The organism is Polynucleobacter kasalickyi (genome assembly GCF_900176405.1).
GTDB lineage: Bacteria > Pseudomonadota > Gammaproteobacteria > Burkholderiales > Burkholderiaceae > Polynucleobacter > Polynucleobacter kasalickyi.
Map to the genome: position 1 here is coordinate 22,376 of NZ_FWXJ01000003.1, position 19,427 is coordinate 41,802.

The 19,427-nt window shown below is 41.9% G+C and carries 19 protein-coding genes; 8 read left to right on the top strand and 11 right to left on the bottom strand.

What is annotated here, in order from left to right; all coding sequences use genetic code 11:
* Position 1: 1 nt before the first annotated feature.
* A complete protein-coding gene (gene alaS / locus B8983_RS03525; protein WP_084282739.1) occupies positions 2 to 2,644 on the bottom strand; it encodes an alanine--tRNA ligase in 2,643 nt (880 codons plus the stop codon).
* A gap of 224 nt (positions 2,645 to 2,868) precedes the next feature.
* Here alaS and B8983_RS03530 point away from each other — a divergent pair, with 224 nt between their 5' ends.
* From B8983_RS03530 to B8983_RS03540, 3 genes are read left to right on the top strand one after another with little or no spacing between them, the layout of a single operon-like run.
* Complete coding sequence (locus B8983_RS03530; protein ID WP_084282741.1) at positions 2,869 to 3,321, top strand: tripartite tricarboxylate transporter TctB family protein; 453 nt, start codon at positions 2,869 to 2,871, stop codon at positions 3,319 to 3,321.
* A gap of 46 nt (positions 3,322 to 3,367) precedes the next feature.
* Positions 3,368 to 4,870, top strand: coding sequence for a tripartite tricarboxylate transporter permease (locus B8983_RS03535; RefSeq protein ID WP_084282743.1), 1,503 nt, complete (start codon positions 3,368 to 3,370; stop codon positions 4,868 to 4,870).
* A 34-nt stretch (positions 4,871 to 4,904) separates the two neighbouring features.
* Positions 4,905 to 6,686: a glutamine--tRNA ligase/YqeY domain fusion protein gene (locus tag B8983_RS03540; RefSeq protein ID WP_084282745.1), complete on the top strand. Its 1,782-nt coding sequence runs from the start codon at positions 4,905 to 4,907 to the stop codon at positions 6,684 to 6,686.
* Here B8983_RS03540 and B8983_RS03545 read toward each other — a convergent pair whose 3' ends face one another.
* Entirely contained in the window at positions 6,687 to 7,577 is an 891-nt protein-coding gene (locus B8983_RS03545; protein ID WP_084282746.1) for an SDR family oxidoreductase, read from the bottom strand. It lies immediately after the preceding gene.
* 31 nt (positions 7,578 to 7,608) lie between these two features.
* On the opposite strand from B8983_RS03545, the gene B8983_RS03550 reads away from it, so the two are divergent.
* Both B8983_RS03550 and B8983_RS03555 read left to right on the top strand, forming a co-directional pair.
* Positions 7,609 to 8,661: a CDP-6-deoxy-delta-3,4-glucoseen reductase gene (locus tag B8983_RS03550; protein WP_084282748.1), complete on the top strand. Its 1,053-nt coding sequence runs from the start codon at positions 7,609 to 7,611 to the stop codon at positions 8,659 to 8,661.
* A gap of 65 nt (positions 8,662 to 8,726) precedes the next feature.
* The gene (locus B8983_RS03555) at positions 8,727 to 9,905 is read left to right on the top strand and encodes an acetylornithine transaminase (RefSeq protein WP_084282750.1); all 1,179 of its coding nucleotides are present in this window, start codon (positions 8,727 to 8,729) and stop codon (positions 9,903 to 9,905) included.
* Here B8983_RS03555 and B8983_RS03560 read toward each other — a convergent pair.
* From B8983_RS03560 to B8983_RS13850, 7 genes are read right to left on the bottom strand one after another with little or no spacing between them, the layout of a single operon-like run.
* Positions 9,890 to 10,588 carry an ABC transporter ATP-binding protein gene (locus B8983_RS03560; RefSeq protein ID WP_084282752.1) on the bottom strand — a complete coding sequence of 233 codons (699 nt, stop codon included), beginning with the start codon at positions 10,586 to 10,588 and terminating at the stop codon, positions 9,890 to 9,892. The genes B8983_RS03555 and B8983_RS03560 overlap by 16 nt on opposite strands.
* An 8-nt stretch (positions 10,589 to 10,596) precedes the next feature.
* Positions 10,597 to 11,382: an ABC transporter ATP-binding protein gene (locus tag B8983_RS03565; protein WP_084282754.1), complete on the bottom strand. Its 786-nt coding sequence runs from the start codon at positions 11,380 to 11,382 to the stop codon at positions 10,597 to 10,599.
* A 2-nt stretch (positions 11,383 to 11,384) separates the two neighbouring features.
* On the bottom strand, positions 11,385 to 12,455 hold the full coding sequence (locus B8983_RS03570) for a branched-chain amino acid ABC transporter permease (RefSeq protein ID WP_084282755.1): 1,071 nt from the start codon (positions 12,453 to 12,455) through the stop codon (positions 11,385 to 11,387).
* Complete coding sequence (locus tag B8983_RS03575) at positions 12,456 to 13,391, bottom strand: branched-chain amino acid ABC transporter permease (protein ID WP_084282757.1); 936 nt, start codon at positions 13,389 to 13,391, stop codon at positions 12,456 to 12,458.
* Positions 13,392 to 13,427: 36 nt separating this feature from the next.
* Positions 13,428 to 14,612 carry a branched-chain amino acid ABC transporter substrate-binding protein gene (locus tag B8983_RS03580; RefSeq protein WP_084282758.1) on the bottom strand — a complete coding sequence of 395 codons (1,185 nt, stop codon included), beginning with the start codon at positions 14,610 to 14,612 and terminating at the stop codon, positions 13,428 to 13,430.
* Between the two features lie 52 nt (positions 14,613 to 14,664).
* Entirely contained in the window at positions 14,665 to 15,612 is a 948-nt protein-coding gene (ispH, locus tag B8983_RS03585; RefSeq protein ID WP_143736085.1) for a 4-hydroxy-3-methylbut-2-enyl diphosphate reductase, read from the bottom strand.
* Between the two features lie 6 nt (positions 15,613 to 15,618).
* Positions 15,619 to 16,065: an FKBP-type peptidyl-prolyl cis-trans isomerase gene (locus tag B8983_RS13850; RefSeq protein ID WP_439650336.1), complete on the bottom strand. Its 447-nt coding sequence runs from the start codon at positions 16,063 to 16,065 to the stop codon at positions 15,619 to 15,621.
* Between B8983_RS13850 and radC the strand changes: the two genes are divergently transcribed.
* From radC to rpmG, 3 genes are all read left to right on the top strand, one after another.
* The gene (gene radC / locus B8983_RS03590) at positions 16,021 to 16,785 is read left to right on the top strand and encodes a RadC family protein (RefSeq protein WP_084282760.1); all 765 of its coding nucleotides are present in this window, start codon (positions 16,021 to 16,023) and stop codon (positions 16,783 to 16,785) included. The two genes, B8983_RS13850 and radC, sit on opposite strands and share 45 nt — an antisense overlap.
* An 85-nt stretch (positions 16,786 to 16,870) precedes the next feature.
* Entirely contained in the window at positions 16,871 to 17,104 is a 234-nt protein-coding gene (rpmB, locus tag B8983_RS03595) for a 50S ribosomal protein L28 (protein ID WP_084282761.1), read from the top strand.
* Positions 17,105 to 17,116: 12 nt separating this feature from the next.
* Positions 17,117 to 17,284, top strand: coding sequence for a 50S ribosomal protein L33 (gene rpmG / locus B8983_RS03600; protein WP_084282762.1), 168 nt, complete (start codon positions 17,117 to 17,119; stop codon positions 17,282 to 17,284).
* Between the two features lie 81 nt (positions 17,285 to 17,365).
* On the opposite strand, the gene B8983_RS03605 is transcribed toward rpmG, so the two are convergent.
* Positions 17,366 to 19,039, bottom strand: coding sequence for an amidohydrolase (locus B8983_RS03605; RefSeq protein ID WP_084282764.1), 1,674 nt, complete (start codon positions 19,037 to 19,039; stop codon positions 17,366 to 17,368).
* Positions 19,040 to 19,426, bottom strand: a complete 387-nt coding sequence (locus B8983_RS03610; RefSeq protein WP_084282766.1) for a carboxypeptidase-like regulatory domain-containing protein — start codon at positions 19,424 to 19,426, stop codon at positions 19,040 to 19,042.
* Position 19,427 lies beyond the last annotated feature (1 nt).

Sequence of the window (19,427 nt, forward strand, 5' to 3'; positions counted from 1 at the left end):
GTCACAGTTTCCCCTCAACATAATTCATCACTGAGCTTAAAGCCGCTGAGAGGTTTTCGGGTTCAGTGCCGCCTGCCATCGCTAAATCCGGTTTTCCGCCGCCCTTACCACCCACTTGATTGGCTACAAAATTCACTAATTCACCAGCCTTAAGCTTGCTAACTAAATCTGGCGTAACTCCAGCGATCAGTTGCACCTTGCCATCTTGCTTGCTTCCCAATACGATAATTGCCGACTTCAATTTATTTTTTAATTGATCAACTGTTTCCCGTAATAGCTTCGAATCAGAGACATCAAACTGGGTGGCAAGAACTTGTACCCCATTGACTAATACCGCTTTACTCATGAGGTCGTCACCTTGACTTGCAGCAAGTTTCGATTGAGATCTTTCGAGCTCTTTTTCAACTTCACGAAGTTGATCCAATAATTGTTGTACTCTATTTTCTACGTCATCTGGCGTAGATTTTAGAATCTGAGCCGTAGTTTGCAACTGAGATTCAATTTTTTGCATCCTAGCTAAGGTTAAATTACCAGAGATTGCCTCGATACGACGAATACCTGCCGCAACACCACTTTCTGCAACTACTTTAAATAATCCAATATCGCCAGTTCTCTGAACATGGGTACCACCACAAAGCTCCTTGGATGAACCTATTTCTAAAACGCGGACAACATCACCGTATTTTTCTCCAAACAACATCATGGCACCCGTTTTCTGAGCATCATCAATCGACATTGATTTGGCTGAAGTCGCTTGGTTGGCTAAAATTTCGGCATTTACAATTTGTTCAATTTTTTGCAGCTCAGCATCACTGACCGGCATGGCGTGGGTAAAGTCAAAACGGGTCTTTTGCGGGTCCACTAAAGAACCCTTCTGTTGAACGTGTGCTCCCAACACTTCTCTTAAGGCTTTATGGAGCAAGTGCGTAGCACTGTGGTTTCGCATAATGGCTTGACGAGAAAACAAATCTACCTTAGCGGTAACTTGGTCGCCAACTTTTAAAACACCCTCTAGCATTTTGCCATGATGACCAAATACATCAGCCTGAATCTTCAGTGTATCCTCAACTTCAAACAAGAATTGTTGATTGCGCATTTCGCCACTGTCACCAACTTGTCCACCAGATTCTGCGTAAAAAGGTGTTTGATCTAAGACGATGACTGCATCAACGCCACTGCCGACCTCATTGACGGCGCTGCCATCAACATACAATGCGAGAACGGTTGATTGTTCTGAGTGAAGGTGGTCGTAACCAACAAACTGAGTTGCAGGTCCCTGATACTCTAAACCCTGTGCCATTTTGAATTTACCAGCCGCGCGCGCTTGATCACGTTGGTGTTGCATACATTTCTCAAAGCCAACTTCATCCACTTGAACATTTCTCTCCCTACAAACATCTGCTGTGAGATCTAATGGGAAGCCAAAGGTATCATGTAATTTAAAGGCGATTTCACCATCAAGCGTATTTGCAGGTTGATTCTGTCCAAGCTGACTGATAGCTTCTTCCAAAATTTCCATACCATTGGCGATGGTTTGGAAGAATCTTTCTTCTTCCATCCGAATCACCTCAGTAATTTTTTCTTCTTGTTGAACTAGCTCTGGATAAGCACTACCCATTTCTTGCACAAGACTTTTGACAATACTATAGAAGAATGGTGTTCTCGCCCCCAGCTTGTAGCCGTGACGAATGGCGCGACGGGTAATGCGACGTAGCACATAGCCACGACCAGCATTGCCAGGAATGACGCCATCAACAATCGTGAAGGAACAAGCTCTCACATGGTCAGCAATGACCTTTAAGGATGGGCTATTCGGATCACATTGATTACCGCCGGCTTGATCTACAGCTGCCTTAGCAGCAGCAATTAAATGGACAAACAAATCAATTTCATAATTCGAATGGACATGCTGTAAAACGGCAGAAATTCTTTCTAAACCCATACCGGTATCGACACTCTTTTTCGGTAATGGATGCATCACACCGTTTTCGTCGCGATTAAACTGCATGAAAACGTTATTCCAAATTTCGATATAACGATCACCATCTTCATCTGGGCTGCCTGGAGGGCCGCCAGCAATTTCAGGGCCATGATCATAAAAAATCTCAGTACAGGGTCCACAAGGGCCTGTATCACCCATCATCCAGAAGTTATCGGACGCATAACGCGCGCCTTTATTGTCGCCGATACGAATCACTCTCTCTGGCAGAACACCGACTTTTTTTGTCCAGATATCAAATGCTTCTTGGTCTTCAGAATAGACCGTCACTAACAGTTTTTCTTTGGGCAACTGGAATACTTCAGTCAGGAGCTCCCAAGCAAATTGAATGGCGTCCTCTTTGAAGTAATCCCCGAAAGAAAAGTTACCAAGCATTTCGAAGAAGGTGTGATGCCTAGCTGTATAGCCGACATTGTCAAGGTCATTATGTTTTCCACCCGCGCGAATACACTTCTGTGCAGTCGTCGCTCTTGAATAAGGTCGCTTATCAAACCCCAAGAAAACATCTTTAAATTGGTTCATCCCCGCATTAGTAAATAGCAGGGTTGGGTCATCTCCAGGCACAACAGGACTGGAACTCACGACTTGATGGCCTTTCGAGGCAAAAAAATCTAAATACTTTTGGCGGATTTCATTTACTTTCATAAATATTATTATCTCATCATGGTGCAAATGGTTAAATATTTCTCTATTTTACGATTACAATTTGCAGTAATTGTTGGTGGCAATATTGAATTCAATCATTTTGTGTTGGTAGATAATTTACTAAGTAAAAACCCTAAGATCACAATTTGAAGATTCCACTTACAATGCCATGTTGTTAGCAAAATTAATTAATCTTAAAAATTAAAATATTCGAGGAGTTTCGTTTGAAAATACGTAATCAAAAAGATTTCATGTCTGGTTTAATGTTCATAGCAATTGGAGCATTTTTTTCCATACTTGCTAGATCTTACCAAATGGGAACCCCAGCGAAAATGGGCTCAGGCTATTTTCCATTCTGGTTAGGGGTAGTGTTAGGGCTTTTAGGTCTGTTTGTTTTACTTGGCTCACTTAAATCAACTGCGGAAGAAAGTGGTATTGGTAAATGGGATTGGAAGTCAGTCCTTTGGGTAACATGCTCAGTTTTAATTTTTGCAATTAGTTTGCCTTATGCTGGATTAATTCTTTCACTTGTTGTATTGATCTTCATTTCTGCAATGGCAAGTCATGAGTTTCATTGGAAAGGTACTTTAGTTAGTGCCGTTATTTTGAATGTCATCGCTTATTTTGCATTCGTATGGGGCTTAAAGTTACAATTCCCCGTTTGGCCGAGTTTCTAATACTAGAAAATCACTTACTAACTACAACAGATAGAAAAGACATAAAATGGATTTATTAAGTAATCTTTCTCTAGGCTTTGAAACAGCCTTCACCCTGCAGAACTTAGCTTACTGCTTCATTGGTTGCGTTCTTGGAACATTAATCGGAGTTTTACCTGGTTTGGGTCCAATTGCTACGATTGCGATGTTGCTCCCAGCAACTTATGCATTGCCTCCAATTGCAGCTCTCATTATGTTGGCTGGTATTTATTACGGCGCACAATATGGTGGTTCAACCACTGCGATTTTGATCAACATCCCAGGTGAGTCATCCTCCGTTGTTACGGCAATTGATGGTTACCAAATGGCCAGAAATGGTCGAGCTGGGGTTGCCTTGTTTACTGCCGGTATGGGTTCATTCTTTGCTGGTTGCGTAGCTACACTCGTTTTAGCAGCCTTTGCTGCGCCTCTCTCTGAGTTGGCGTTTAAGTTTGGTCCTGCTGAATACTTCTCCTTGATGGTTCTAGGTTTAATCGGCGCGGTGGTGTTAGCTTCTGGCTCTCTCATCAAAGCGATTGCCATGATTGTGCTAGGTCTCTTGTTAGGCTTAGTTGGAACTGACGTTAACTCAGGTACTTCACGTTATGCATTTGATGTTCCACAACTCACTGACGGTCTTGGTTTCGTAGCTGTTGCGATGGGTATGTTTGGTTTTGCTGAAATTATGCTCAACTTAGAGCAAAAAGAAGCGCGTGAAACATTCTTGAAAAAAGTGACTAATTTATGGCCAAGTAAGGCTGACTTTAAGAGAATGATTGCTCCAATTCTCCGTGGAACTCTCCTAGGTTCTATCTTGGGTATTCTGCCAGGTGGTGGTGCTGCTTTAGCTAGCTTTGGTGCTTACTCTTTAGAAAAGAAAGTATCTAAGTACTCAGCAGAGTTTGGTAAAGGTGCGATTGAGGGTGTTGCTGCTCCTGAAAGTGCTAACAATGCTGCTGCGCAAACATCATTTATTCCATTGTTAACTTTAGGTATCCCTCCAAACGCTGTGATGGCGTTGATGGTTGGTGCGATGACAATTCACAATATTCAACCTGGTCCTCAGGTGATGACAAGTAATCCTGCTCTATTCTGGGGTTTGATTGCTTCGATGTGGATTGGTAACTTAATGTTGATTATTTTGAATTTACCAATGATTGGTGTTTGGGTTAAATTGTTAACGATTCCATACAGACATTTATATCCTGCTATTTTGGTATTCTGCTGTATCGGTGTTTACTCAGTAAATAACACTACATTCGATATTTACCTCACTGCTGGATTCGGTATTATTGGTTATCTCTTCAACAAATTACAATGCGAAGCTCCTCCACTATTGTTAGGTTTCGTGCTTGGACCAATGATGGAAGAAAACTTCCGCCGTGCATTGTTATTATCTAGAGGTGACTTCACAGTATTCGTGACAAGACCTTTATCTGCAGGGCTTTTAATTACTGCGTTGATCTTAGTTGCACTTGTTTCTGTACCTGCATTTAAGAAAACTAGAGAAGAAGCTTTCGTAGAAGATTGATATTCATTCCCAAGGCACATTACAATATGTGTCTATGTCTAAGGAATTAATTAAAACCAATGAAACCTCGGCTACCACCGAGGTTTCTAACTTTTTGCGGCAGATAATCGATCACGACTGCCATTCGCAAACCTATTCAAATCGCACAGATTCTGATGGTAGGCCACTACCATCTGTAATTACGCGCTTCCCACCTGAGCCTAATGGGTATTTACATATTGGGCATGCTAAAAGTATCTTCCTAAATTTTGGTTTAGCCAGAGACTATGCGCATGCTATTAATGGCGCTCGTTGTCATATGCGTTTTGACGATACGAATCCAGCAAAAGAAGAAACTGAGTACGTAAATACCATACTGGAGTCTGTCCAGTGGTTAGGCTTCAATTGGGTTTATGGGGACCAAACCTGTCTTTACTATGCCAGTGATTACTTTGATCTCTTATATCAATTTGCTGAACTATTGATTCAAGAAGGTAAGGCCTATATTGATAGTCAATCGGCTGATCAGATTCATAAGAGCCGTGGCAACTTTATTGATTTAGGCACAAACAGCCCTTTTAGAGATCGCTCTGTCGCCGAAAACCTTGCCCTGTTTAGAGAGATGAAGGCTGGAAAATTTCAGGATGGCGAGCATGTTCTGCGCTTAAAAATCGACATGAGCCACCCTAATCTCGTCATGAGAGATCCAGTAATTTATCGAATTCGTCATGCCCACCATCACCGTACTGGTGACAAGTGGTGTATTTATCCGTTGTACGACTTTACGCACTGCATCTCTGATGCGTTAGAGCGAGTTACTCACTCCATCTGTACCTTGGAGTTTGAAAATAATCGTCCTTTGTATGAATGGATCTTAAATGCACTTTGCGATGCGGGAGTTTTACCTGCTCCATTGCCACATCAATATGAATTTGCTCGTTTAAATTTGACCTACGCTATTACGAGTAAACGTAAATTACTACAACTCGTGCAAGATCATCATGTGGATGGTTGGAATGATCCTAGGATGCCTACCCTTGTCGGTTTAAGGAGACGCGGTTTTACTCCTAAAAGCTTACAGTTATTTTGTGAGCGAATTGGCGTCTCAAAAGCAGATAGCTGGATTGAAATGAGCGTCCTCGAGCAAGCCTTACGGGATGACCTAGATCCGTCAGCTCATCGTGCTGTTGCGGTCATGAAGCCTCTGAAATTAGTCATCGATAACTTTGACCAAGCTCCTGAGTTATGTTCAGCGCCGATTCACCCTCATCTTGAGGACTTGGGTCGCCGTGAATTCTATTTAACCAAAGAGCTATGGATTGAGGCGGATGATTTTATGCAAGAACCCGTCAAGGGCTTCTTTCGACTCTTTCCACCAATCAATGGACAACCAGGTAATCGAGTGCGTTTACGCTACGGTTTTGTGATTGAATGTACTGGGTTTGACTTAGGTGCAGATGGACAGGTCGTTGCCGTGCATGCCAATTACTTCCCTGACAGTAAGAGTGGTACTGAGGGCGCGAATACCTATAAGGTCAAGGGTAACATTCATTGGTTAAGCGTTGCTGATGCACTGCCAGCCGAAATTAGGGTATATGACCGCTTATTTACCGACCCGAATCCAACTGGTGGCGATAAAGACTTCTTAGATTTCTTGAATCCAAAGTCTAAGTCCGTGATCCAAGCGTACGTTGATCCTAGTCTTGCCAATGCAAATCCCGAACAAAGCTTCCAGTTTGAGCGGCATGGGTATTATGTAGCCGACCAATTTGATCACTCGAAGGCCACTCCGGTATTCAATTTATCCGTTGGCTTAAAAGACACCTGGAAAAAATAATTAGGTTCGATCCAAGTAATCTTTTACCGTTGGGTAAAGAAACTTAAAACCAATTTCCCGCAAGCGATCATTACTGATCCTGCGGGATTCTTGCATAAAACTCAGTAGTTGCGGACTGACTAAGGTCTTTAAAGTTTCTTTATCTACCCTAGGTGGGCGAGGAAGCTGCATTTTATCTGCCACCAAATCAAAATAATCAGCCATCTTTAATTCAGTATGATCACAAGCATTGAAGATTCTTTGCGAACCTCCCCGATAAATACAGAGAATGGTTAACCTCGCTAAATCATCTGCATGGATATGATTGGTATAGACATCTTCCTGAGCTACCAGAGCAGCTGTACCCTTTTGTAATCGCTCAATTGGTAAGCGGTTACCAGCATAAATTCCTGGGACTCTCAAAATAATGACACTGACGCCTTGTTGAGAGCCCCAAGCTCTCAATTTTTTTTCAGCATCTACTCGACGAATAGCTCTTACATTTTGTGGCTTGACGTGTGTAACTTCTGAAATCTGCCGCCCTGCGCAATCACCATAAACCCCCGTCGTACTAATATATACAAATCGTTTTACTCGCCCCCCTTTAGAGAGAGCTTGTATCAGTGCTTTAGTTCGTACATCTTCAACTCCACTAGGGTTAGGGGGTGCTAAATGGATGACAGTACTCGCAATTTGCGATAATCGTTGAAGTGTCAGTCGATCATCTAAATTGCCTAAAATAGGAATAGCCCCTGCTTGGCGAAATAACTCAAATTTCTCGGTTTGGCTTGTTAAAACATAAACTTTGAAAGATTTGACTAAAATAGGTAACATTCGCTGACCAACATCGCCACAACCTACAATCAGTATCCTAGGTAAATGAAATCGGTGTTGTGTAAAGTGGCTTGGCATAAATTAGGATGTTTTAACGAAAGGGATTATTTTGGAAGATAAGCAAGTATTTTCAATTACTTTACAGAAAAGTGGCAAATCATTTTTAGTGGCCGAAGATGAATCCATTTTAGATGCTGCGTTAAAACAAGGAATTATTCTCGCTTATGGCTGTAAGAATGGAGCTTGTGGCTCTTGTAAAGCCAAAGTAATTGAAGGTGAATTTGCGATTGGGCCTCATAGTAGCAATGGCCTCACCGATGAAGAGGCCTCTAGAAATATCGCTCTTCTTTGTTGTACCACCCCTAAAAGTAACTGTACGGTGGATGCTCGTGAAATCGACGGAACGAGTGAATTTCCTGTAAAGAAAGTTCCATGTCGGGTCGCTGGACTTGAAAAACTCACCCATGATGTGGTGTCATTAAAACTGCAATTGCCATCTACTGAAAAATTTCGTTACATAGCTGGCCAATACGTAGAGTTTCTCCTCAAGGATGGTAAACGTCGCGCCTATTCCATCGCAACAGCACCGCATGAAGAAGGTCCGCTCGAGTTACAAATTAGACATATGCCGGGTGGCTTATTTACGGATCATGTATTTGGCGTTAATCCTGATTTATTCTTAAAAGAAAAGGATATATTGAGATTTGAAGGCCCTATGGGAAGTTTTTTCTTAAGGGAGGACTCCGATAAGCCAATTATTTTCATCGCCTCCGGCACGGGTTTTGCACCTATCCAAGCGATCATTGAACACATGAAAGCAAATAACATTACTCGGGAAATGCATTTATATTGGGGGGGGAGAAGACCTTCTGACATTTATCATCTAGAAAAATGCTTGAACTGGGCTAAAGATCTACCTCATTTGCATTTCATTCCCGTAGTTTCAGATGCCTTACCTGAGGATGCTTGGAGTGGTAGAACTGGTTTTGTACATGCTGCAGCAATGGAAGACATACCTGACATGAGTGGCTATCAAGTCTATGCCTGTGGTGCCCCGATTGTGATCAATAGCGCATCAAAAGATTTTGTAGGTAAATGTCAGCTCCCTGAGGATGAGTTTTATGCAGACTCTTTTACTTCAGAAGCAGATTTAGCGAAATAAGACCCATTACTGTCATTTGTTTCTAATAAACTATTTTTTAATTTTCTTTTTTACTTGGACTTGTCATGATTGATACGCACTCAATAATGTATATTACGAACCGCCCAGATATAACGATGGTTTCTGGAGAAGGCTCTTGGCTCACTGACAATGAAGGTAAACGCTATTTAGACTTTATGCAAGGTTGGGCAGTGAATTGTCTGGGTCACAGTAATCCTGGCATGATTTCCGCCCTTGAGCAGCAAGCGCGTAAAGTAATGAATCCTAGTCCGGCTTTTTACAACGAGCCAATGATTGACCTGGCGAATTTACTGACAGACAACAGTTGTTTTGATAAGGTATTTTTTGCCAATAGTGGTGCTGAAGCCAACGAAGGTGCCATTAAGTTAGCAAGAAAATGGGGCCAACTTCATAAAAATAAAGCTTTCGAAATCATTACTTTTGATCATAGTTTTCATGGCAGAACTCTGGCTACGATGAGCGCATCGGGTAAACCAGGTTGGGATACCATGTTCGCCCCCCAAGTACCAGGTTTTCCAAAAGCTACATTAAATGACCTGTCCAGTGTCGAACAGCTCATTAATGAGAATACTGTAGCAGTCATGTTAGAACCAGTACAAGGCGAAGGAGGAGTAATTCCCGCCGAACTAGAGTTCATGAAAGATTTAAGAGCCTTAACGAAAAAACACAATATTTTATTGATTGTGGATGAAGTACAAAGTGGCTGTGGGCGAACTGGCAAACTGTTTGCACATCAACTATTTGATGTTAAGCCTGACATCATGACCCTCGGTAAGGGAATTGGTGGTGGAGTGCCACTATCAGCCCTACTCTGCACTGACGAAGTGGCGAGTTTTGTGCCAGGTGACCAAGGTGGTACCTATAACGGGAATCCACTCATGTGTGCCGTAGGTATTAGTGTCATTCAACAACTCACCGCACCAGGGTTTTTAGATGCAGTCATGGCAAAAGGTGCATATCTAAAAAATAAGTTGCTCAAACTTTCTGATGAGTTAGGTTTAGACGGAGAGCGTGGGGAAGGTTTACTCAGAGCGCTAAAACTCAATCGAGATATTGGGCCTAGCATTGTCGAAGCAGCCCGTTTAATGACGCCTCAGGGTTTATTGATTAACGCCCCACGTCCTAACTTAATCCGCTTCATGCCAGCTCTCAATGTGAGTAATGAGGAGATTGACCTCATGGTTGACATGTTAAGTCAATTAATTGCTCAAGCTCCTAAATAAGCTGCGCTAACACGGGGATCTTTTATTAGATCCTCGGCCTTGCCTTCAATCGATATTTGACCACTTTCTAAAACATAGGCGCGATCAGATATTTCAAGGGCACGTTGAGCATTTTGCTCAACCAAAAGAATCGTCATTCCCGCCTTCGCAATCCGTTCAATCACCTCAAAAATGGTGTCGACTAAAATTGGGGACAGTCCCATCGATGGTTCATCCAACAGTAGTAATTTGGGTCTCGACATTAAGGCTCTTGCCATTGCCACCATTTGTTGCTCGCCACCCGATAAAGTACCGGCCAATTGCTTTGAGCGTTCTTTAATTCTTGGGAAAAATGAATACATTTTTTCCAAATCGACCTCAATTTCGCCATCCTTACGTGAGTATGCCCCCATTTGTAAATTTTCTAAAACGGTCATTCGCGTAAAAATTCCTCTACCTTCGGGGACTAAAGCCATTCCACGAGCTAGTAACTCATAGGACTTCCCTGAACTTGGGACTTCATTAAACAGTATTTCGCCACTTTGCCAAGAAATCATTCCCGCAATCGCCTTCAGCGTAGAGGTTTTCCCTGCTCCATTGGAGCCAATTAAGCTAACTAACTCGCCTGTTCGCACCTCAAGATCAATCCCATTGACTGCTAAAATACCCCCGTAAGAAATTTTCAATTGTTTTACTTTAAGCATTTGTATTCCTAAACACTTTCCTTACGATGGCCTAAATAAGCCTCAATCACCGCAGGATTTTGGCGGACCTGTTCTGGTAATCCGGCGGCAATCACCTGGCCATAATCTAAAACAAAAATATAATCGCAAAGTCCCATCACTAGCCGAACATCATGTTCAATCATCAAAATCGTCGTACCATCACTCTGGATTTTTTTTAACAAGGTGTTTAAACTGTTTTTTTCCGTTTGATTCATCCCTGCAGCAGGCTCATCGAGAGCAAGTAAGAGGGGTTCGGTCGCTAAAGCGCGCGCAATTTCCAATCGCCTTTGATCGCCATAAGGCAGGTTTTTCGCCTTTTGATCAGCTAAGGCACTTCGTATTCCAACATATTGTAGGAGTTCATAGGCACGTTCTTTAATTTTGCGCTCTTCCTCCATGGTCGATTGCGTTTTTAGGATCGCTCCAATAAATCCGGCCTTAGTTCGCACATGTCGTCCAACCATCACATTTTCTAAGACAGACATTTCTTTAAATAAACGAATATTTTGAAAAGTTCGAGCGATGCCTGCCTTTAGTACTTGATCTACCGCCACTGGGTTGTATGACTTCCCATTCAGATAAAAATTACCCGAATTCGCTGTATAGAGTCCAGTAATTAGATTAAAACAAGTTGTTTTACCCGCTCCATTTGGTCCAATTAATCCAACAATTTGCCCCTTTTTAACCTCTAGGTTAACGCCACTAAGTGCATGTAATCCACCAAATCGTTTATGGACGTTGGTAATTTTGAGTAAGTCGATCTGGGTATCCATTGTCATGCTTTAGATCCCGACCACAAACCACTAGGTTTAAATCGAATCACGAGTATTAAGGCACTAGCATAAAAGAGTTGCCGAATAATTTCCGCATCCACCAATGTTTTTCCAAACATCATTTTTTGCAATGGATCCATCGTGGATCTCAATAACTCAGGGAATCCAGCTAATAAAAAACTACCCAAAATTACACCTGGAATATGGCCCATGCCACCTAATACGACCATCGCCAAAATCACGATGGATTCCGAAAGCGAGAAGGACTCAGGGGAAATAAATCCTTGGAACGACGCAAATAGTGCTCCAGACACCCCGCCAAAAGACGCGCCAATTGCAAACGCTAGTAATTTTAAATTTCGGGTGTTTAACCCCATTGCCTTAGCTGCTATCTCATCTTCGCGAATCGCTACCCAAGCACGACCAATTCTTGAATCTTGAATCCGTGTGCACATCAGAATCACCATCAACACCAAAAATAAGAAGAGGTAATAGTTGAGTATGACTGAGGGAATAGAGATCCCGGCAAGATGTAAGGTCTTACCAAAACTGATTCCGCCGATTTGGACAGGGTCTATACCATTTATCCCGTTTGCCCCATTTGTCAAATTGACAGGACGATCTAAATTATTCAAAAAAATCCGAATGATTTCGCCAAAACCAAGCGTAACAATCGCTAAATAATCACCTCGAAGTTTGAGCGTCGGAGCGCCTAATAAGGCACCAAAAAATGCAGCGATGAGACCTGCGATTGGCAAAATCAACAAATAACTAACATGCAAGCCGCTCGGCATCGCTTGTTTAATTTCCAGAAAGGTATTGGTTAAGTGGGGTGAAGCTAATAAACCGGCCGTATAAGCACCAACTGCATAAAATGCAATGTAACCCAAATCAAGTAGGCCGGCAAAACCAACGACAATATTTAAACCTAGTGCTAAAAAACAATATAAGAGAGCAAAGTCTAAAACCCGAACCCAATAATTACCGCCCATGAATGAGACGAGCCAAGGCATGCAAAGTGCCGCAATAAAGGTTGCAAAAAGCATCCATAATCGCATCTGCTGGTTGGTCATTTAAGCTCTATCCCCCAGTTTTTCACCCAAAAGGCCCGAGGGTCTGAATACTAAAACGCAAATAAGCACGATAAAAGCAAAAATATCTTGATAGTTGGAACCAAATACCCCACCCGATAATTCGCCAATATATCCCGCGCCTAAAGATTCAATTAAACCGAGCAGTAAGCCCCCTAACATCGCACCTGGAATATTACCGATGCCACCAAGTACAGCCGCTGTAAATGCTTTCAGACCGGGAATGAACCCCATGTAAAAATGCACCGAACCATAATTGCTAGCGATCATAATGCCGGCTAGCGCAGCAAGTGCCCCACCCAACATAAAAGTATAGGCAATGACTTGATTGACATTGACCCCCATAATGCCAGCAATTTGGGGGTTCTCCGAAGTTGCACGCATCGCTCTCCCAAATCGGGTCCGGTTCACCAAAATTAATAAACCTAGCATCGTAATTACAGAGGTAAGAATGATGATGATCTCGCGTACATTAATACTTACTTCTGAGCGACTCATTGGAATCGAATCTGCCGGCAATAACTCTGGAAAATTCAAAGGAGTCCGGCCCCAAATAATCATCGCTAGTGTTTGCAGAAGGATCGACATACCAATCGCAGAAATTAATGGTGCTAGTCGAGGAGCATTTCTTAAGGGGCGATAGGCAATCATCTCAATATAACGACTAATGAGCGCGCAAGAAGTAGCTGCAATGATGAAGGCAATCATTAAGATCAACAGGTTTGGCATCCCTGGGAAATAAACGTTCAAGACTTTAATGACAGTTAAAGCAATAAAAGCTCCCATCATTAATACTTCGCCATGAGCGAAGTTAATGATCCCTAGGACTCCATAAACCATGGTGTAGCCAAGTGCAATCAGGGAATAAATACTTCCCAAGACGAGGCCATTAATAATTTGTTGTAAAAACGTATCCATAAAAAAACGACAGATAGAAATCTGTCGTTGATTTTTTTATTGCATGTGCATGACTTCTAAAGTGGAGATTTTCTTCTCTTTATAGTCGTTTAAAGTAATGGCACTATTTTTTAAATCACCTTTAGCATCAAATTTAATTTGACCAGATATTCCCTCATAGTTCGTATTTGGAAGTTCTTTCAAAATATCTGCTGCGGCAGTTGAATTCGCTCTTTTCATTGCCTCAACAATAATCATCACCGCATCGTAAGCCATTGGGGAATAAATTTGTACCTCGATACCAAATCGTTCCTGATATTTCTTAAGGAATGCTCCACCATCTTTAAGACTTTCTTTCGGCACGCCAACTGTAGAACATACGACATTACTGACGGCATCACCGGCTAAATCATATAAGGTTGGACTACAAATCCCATCACCACCAACGATTTTTGCCTTAATGCCCAACTCTCGCGCTTGTTTAGCAAAGAGGCCACCAGTTGCGGCCATCCCACCAAAAACGATCACATCTGGATTCTTCGCTCGAATATTCGTTAAGATGGCCTTAAAGTCAGTGGCCTTATTATTCGTCGCTTCATGCAGAACAATATGCGCTTCTTTGGCTTTTGCGGCTTTTTCAAATTCATCAATTAAACCCTTGCCATACTGAGTTGCATCATCCACTAATGCAATCTTACGAGCATTTAACTTTTCGACGGTATACAAAGCCAAGATCGGGCCCTGTTGTGCGTCAGTACCGACTAAACGAAACACATTCTTAAAATTTTGATTCGTTAACTCCGGATTAGTTGAAGATGGAGTAATTTGGGCAATACCCGCTTCGTTATAAATTTTTGAAGCGGGAATGGACACGCCAGAATTTAAATGCCCCACCACAGCAACCACTTTACTATCCACTAATTTTTGCGCTACCTGAGTGCCCTGTTTAGGATCTCCGGCATCATCTTCACCTAATAGTTCTAATGTGATTTTTTTGCCATTAATCACGAGGCCCTTTTGATTAATTTCTTCTACCGCAAGTCTTGCACCATTTTCATTATCTTTACCCAAGTACGAATCACCGCCGGTTAATGGCGCACCATTACCAATCCTCACGATTTCAGTATTCGCTCCACTAGCACTTTTAGAATCATCTTTTTTGCCGCAACTTGCCAATAAACTGATGGCGAAGATGGCTGTCAAAATATGCAAAGATTTTTTAGTCACTTTTGATTGATGCATGGTTATACATTCTCCTTGTGGGTTCGGTAAAACTACTTCAGTTTGGGTTATTTTAAATTGACTTCAAGCCCTTGGGTAAAGCAAATACTGTACTTTCCTGAATACCTTCTAAAGGCCTTACATGTTTGGGACCGTACTCTTTAATTTTGTCAATAATCGATTGTGCGAGGACTTCAGGCGCTGAAGCACCTGCAGTCAAGCCTACTTTTTTAACTCCTTCAAACCATTTAGGATTCAACTGTTCAGGTGCATCCACCATATAAGCTGGGACACCCATTTTTTCTGCCAACTCTCTTAGCCGATTTGAGTTCGAGCTATTCGGACTTCCCACCACAATCACTAACTCCACGAGTGGTGCCATAAACTTCACGGCATCCTGACGGTTCTGGGTTGCGTAACAAATGTCTTGCTTTTTAGGTTGAGCAATTTGCGGGTATTTATTTTTTAATGCCTCAACAATATCTTTTGTCTCATCAAGTGATAGGGTAGTTTGAGTTACATAGGCAATCTTTGTATCTACTGGGAATGTTAACTTTTGTACATCTTCCAGGTTTTCAACTAAGCTGATACGATCTGGAACTTGTCCCATCGTACCTTCTACTTCAGGATGGCCGGCGTGACCAATCATGACGACCTGATACCCTTCTTGATACATTTTGATGACTTCCACATGAACCTTTGTCACCAAAGGGCAAGTGGCATCAAAGATCTGAAAACCTAAACGATTTGCTTCGCTCTTAATTGAGGGTGGCACTCCGTGCGCGCTAAATACTAAAGTTGCCCCAGCTGGAACTTGGCCTAAATCATCAATAAAGATTGCTCCTCTGGCTCGCAGGTCATCCACCACATATTTATTATGAACAATCTCATGTCGTACGTAAATTGGTGCGCCAAATTGAATCAAGGCCTCATTGACAATGGAAATCGCTCTATCAACCCCAGCACAAAAACCTCTTGGTTGGGCTAAAAGTATTTCTGCTTCAGTATTTGGCATATTCATAAATAATTACATTATCGAAATAATTTTTACTTCAAAAGTGATTGTTTTGCCTGATAACGGATGATTGAAATCAATCCACGCGCCCTCAGCATCAAAGGACTGCAATATCCCTGCATAAGTTGCGCCATTGGGAGCATTGAATTCCACCATATCACCTACAGTATAAGTATCTTCTGGATCACTGTTGTCATTCAGTGTTTTTGAGGATACATGTTGAATTAGGTCTGGATTACGTAAGCCAAAACCTGCTTCGGGTTCAAGCGAAATAGTTTTATGTTCCCCCTGCTCTAATCCAATGAGCGAATTTTCAAGGGCGGGAGCAAACTGTCCAGCCCCTAACAATAGAGTGGCAGGTTTATCGGTAAACGTATTTACAAGATCTCCACCTTCAGGAAGGCCGATACGATAATGCAACGTCAAAAAAGAGTCAGTTTTTACAATAATTTTCATCATCCCTCTATTGTAGCGAGAGCGCCGGAAGAACGTAAACCTATTCCTGAATGGCCGATCAATATGCGCCCCAGAGAAAAGCTTTTACTCTCTGGTGTTCAAAGCTTATCAGACCCTGAGTTACTAGCGATTTTTTTACGTTGCGGGACAAAAAATCGAAATGTGATCGAACTTTCCAGCGACTTATTAGAAGAATGTGGCGGCATTCGCGCCTTATTACAATGCCAATTAAATGATCTTAGTAGGTTTAAAGGCTTAGGAATTGCCAAATGGTCTCAATTGCAGGCTATTTACGAATTAGTAAAACGTTCAATTAGTGAAGAGTTAAAGCAAGTGGTAGTTATCAATTCCCCTGCCATGGTTAGAGAGTATCTACAAGCATCAATAGGACATCTTCAGCATGAAGTATTTGGCGTATTGTTTTTAGATGCCTTGGGGCGTCTCATTGAGTTTAAAGTCTTATTTAGGGGCACAATCAACCAAACCACTATTTATCCGAAAGAAGTTGTTAAAGAAGCGATTCAATTGAATGCTTCGGCCTTAATCATCAGCCATAACCATCCGGTCGGTGAGGTACACCCCAGCCAAGCAGACATCGATTTAACCAATCAACTTCAACAAATTATGCATTTATTGGACATTTCTCTATTAGATCATTGCATCGTATCGCCCAATGGATATTTTTCTTTTTTAGATGCAGGACTACTAAATTCTCTAAATTAGAAAATTTTTATTAATCTACTTGGCATTCTGATAAATAAACTGATATAATTCTTTTCTTTAGTTCCGAACAATGAAGGAGTGTGTCATGGCTCGAGTATGCCAAGTCACCGGGAAAAAGCCAATGGTTGGCAATAATGTTTCCCATGCAAACAATAAAACTAAACGTCGCTTTTTGCCGAATTTGCAAAATCGTCGTTTTTGGGTCGAATCCGAAAACCGTTGGGTAAGCTTACGCTTGACGAATGCTGGACTTCGTTTAATTGACAAAAACGGTATTGATTCAGTTTTGGCTGATATCCGTGCTCGTGGCGAAATGTAATCGAGGATTATCATGGCTAAAGGTGGACGCGAAAAAATCAAGTTAGAATCGACTGCAGGTACTGGTCATTTCTATACGACAACTAAAAACAAAAGAACTACTCCAGAAAAAATGGAGATTATGAAATTTGATCCTAAGGTACGTAAACACGTAGCTTATAAGGAAACAAAGATTAAGTAAGACTTTTGTACTAGCTTATTTCAAAGAAACCGCTTTAGCGGTTTTTTTGTTTTTTTAAACTCTAGAACTGATTACTGAATACTACTTCTTGAAGAAGTCTTCGGCAATAAATACAGTTTTTCCACCAACCATCGTTAACTCAGCAGTGGTGCGATGGATTCGATGAGTTGGAATCTTAAAGATATTTTGACTGAGTATCGCCAAGTCGGCATACTTCCCTACGGATAACTCTCCCCTGCTACTGCCATCAGGCAAAAACTGTGCACTTCCTTTGGTGTATAACTGAAGAGCTTCATACGTTGTGAGTAATTGTTCACTTTCTCGACCAGGTTTACCATCAATACCTTTACCAGTAATGAACCACTCTATGGCATCAAATGGATTGAAGCCCATCACACGATGTGCGTCTGTACCCAAGCCGATGGGTAACTGAAGGTTGATTGCTTGACGTAAGCGTGGCGAAATTTTTAAGGCTTCTCGACCATATTTATCAGCAAAGCCATTGGCTTGAAAATATAAAGCATTCTGCACTAACCAACCTAAGTGGTTTTTTTTCATCCGCCTTAAATTCATCTCATCCAAATTATTGATATGCGCTATCGACCAACGAAGTTCTTGGATTGAGTATTTCTCTTGGACTCGCTCAATCACCTCTAAGAGCTTAGGAATCGATTCATTATTGTTCCAGTGCAAGGTGACAGTAATTTTCTCTTTTGCCGCCCACTCTAAAACCTCTTGCAACTTTTGTTGATCAGTAATGGTGGGAGATTCATTGTTATACATGCCCCAAGTCACATTTTCTCCAATGCCATTCCATTGCAGAAATTCATCACTTTTAGGAATTTTTTGGAGTATTTCTTTAAAGTCTGCTAATTCAGTATCTCGCTTGGGGGCAGAGAGGCTATAGGCAATCCGAATAGAGAGATTTTTTTCTTTGTGTAATTTCCATAAAGAGTGATAAGACTCTAGCGGGAAATTATATCCGCCCGGATCCAACACTCCTGTGATGCCAAACCGGTTTAATTCCTTAAAAAATAGCTTGGTACTTTCATATTGAAGGGCGGAGGATGGTTGTGGTAAAAAATCAAATAAATCACTGATGGTGCGGGCACTTCCACTCATCCAACCTGTGGGCTTTCCCTTAGCATCAACTGCAACCGTTAAACGCGACAACAACTCAGCGTTAGCTGCTACACCTAATGTTTCTAACCCACCAGGTGATACAAACACTGAGGAGTATAGCTTTTGAAGATATAGGGGGTGATTGCCAGCGGCTTGAAGGAGTTGCTCTTGCGTAGGCAAAATACTATTCTCAAATTGTTCTGGTACCCAGCCGCCGGCTATAACAATCCAAGTACCTGCGGGCTTTTGCATGGCCGCTTTCTGAATCCGATCGATCGCCTGCTCAATGCTAGTCACCCCACTCCAACTGACCTCATGTTGAAAACTCAACCCAGCACGAATGGCGTGGATATGGGAATCAATCAAGCCCGGAATGATTAAATGACCTTTAGCATTGATTTTTTGTGTGTTGGGGCCCAAGTATTTTTGAATCTCTGAATCAGAACCAAGTGCTAAGATCTTTTGTTGTTTAATTGCAATCGCATTCACAAAAGTTTGATGAGGTTGGAGAACAACTCCATTCAAAATCACAATATCTGCGGGGTTTAGTGGGACTTGAGAAAGAACTTGGCCCGTCATCGTGAAAAGCGCACAAGCAAAAAACAAAGAAAATCCAAAAGCCTTGAGGCTCATTTATTCCTTTTGCATAATGCAATCTGTTTCAATTAACTTATTGGTTTTTTGTGCTCGACGAACTAATTTTACTTGCTTATAACCAGGCTTATCACATGAGATTGTGACAGCTTCTACCTTAACGTTTACGCTAATATGCGTTCTATAAACACCCAGAATGTTAGAAACCACCTTCACACTCGGGCCAGGAGTTTCTTTTAAGGTGACATTAGCTTTTGGAATGTGTGACCCGCGTTCATCTCGAACAAAGCCAAAAAAAGCGGGGCCACTCACGGAAGTATCGTCAGGGTAACCATCTTCTAGTCCACCAGCTTGAGCAAGCTGAATGCCTCCCAAAAGGACAGCAAATAGCAGATAACAGCTATTTCTAATGATGAGTCGACTCATT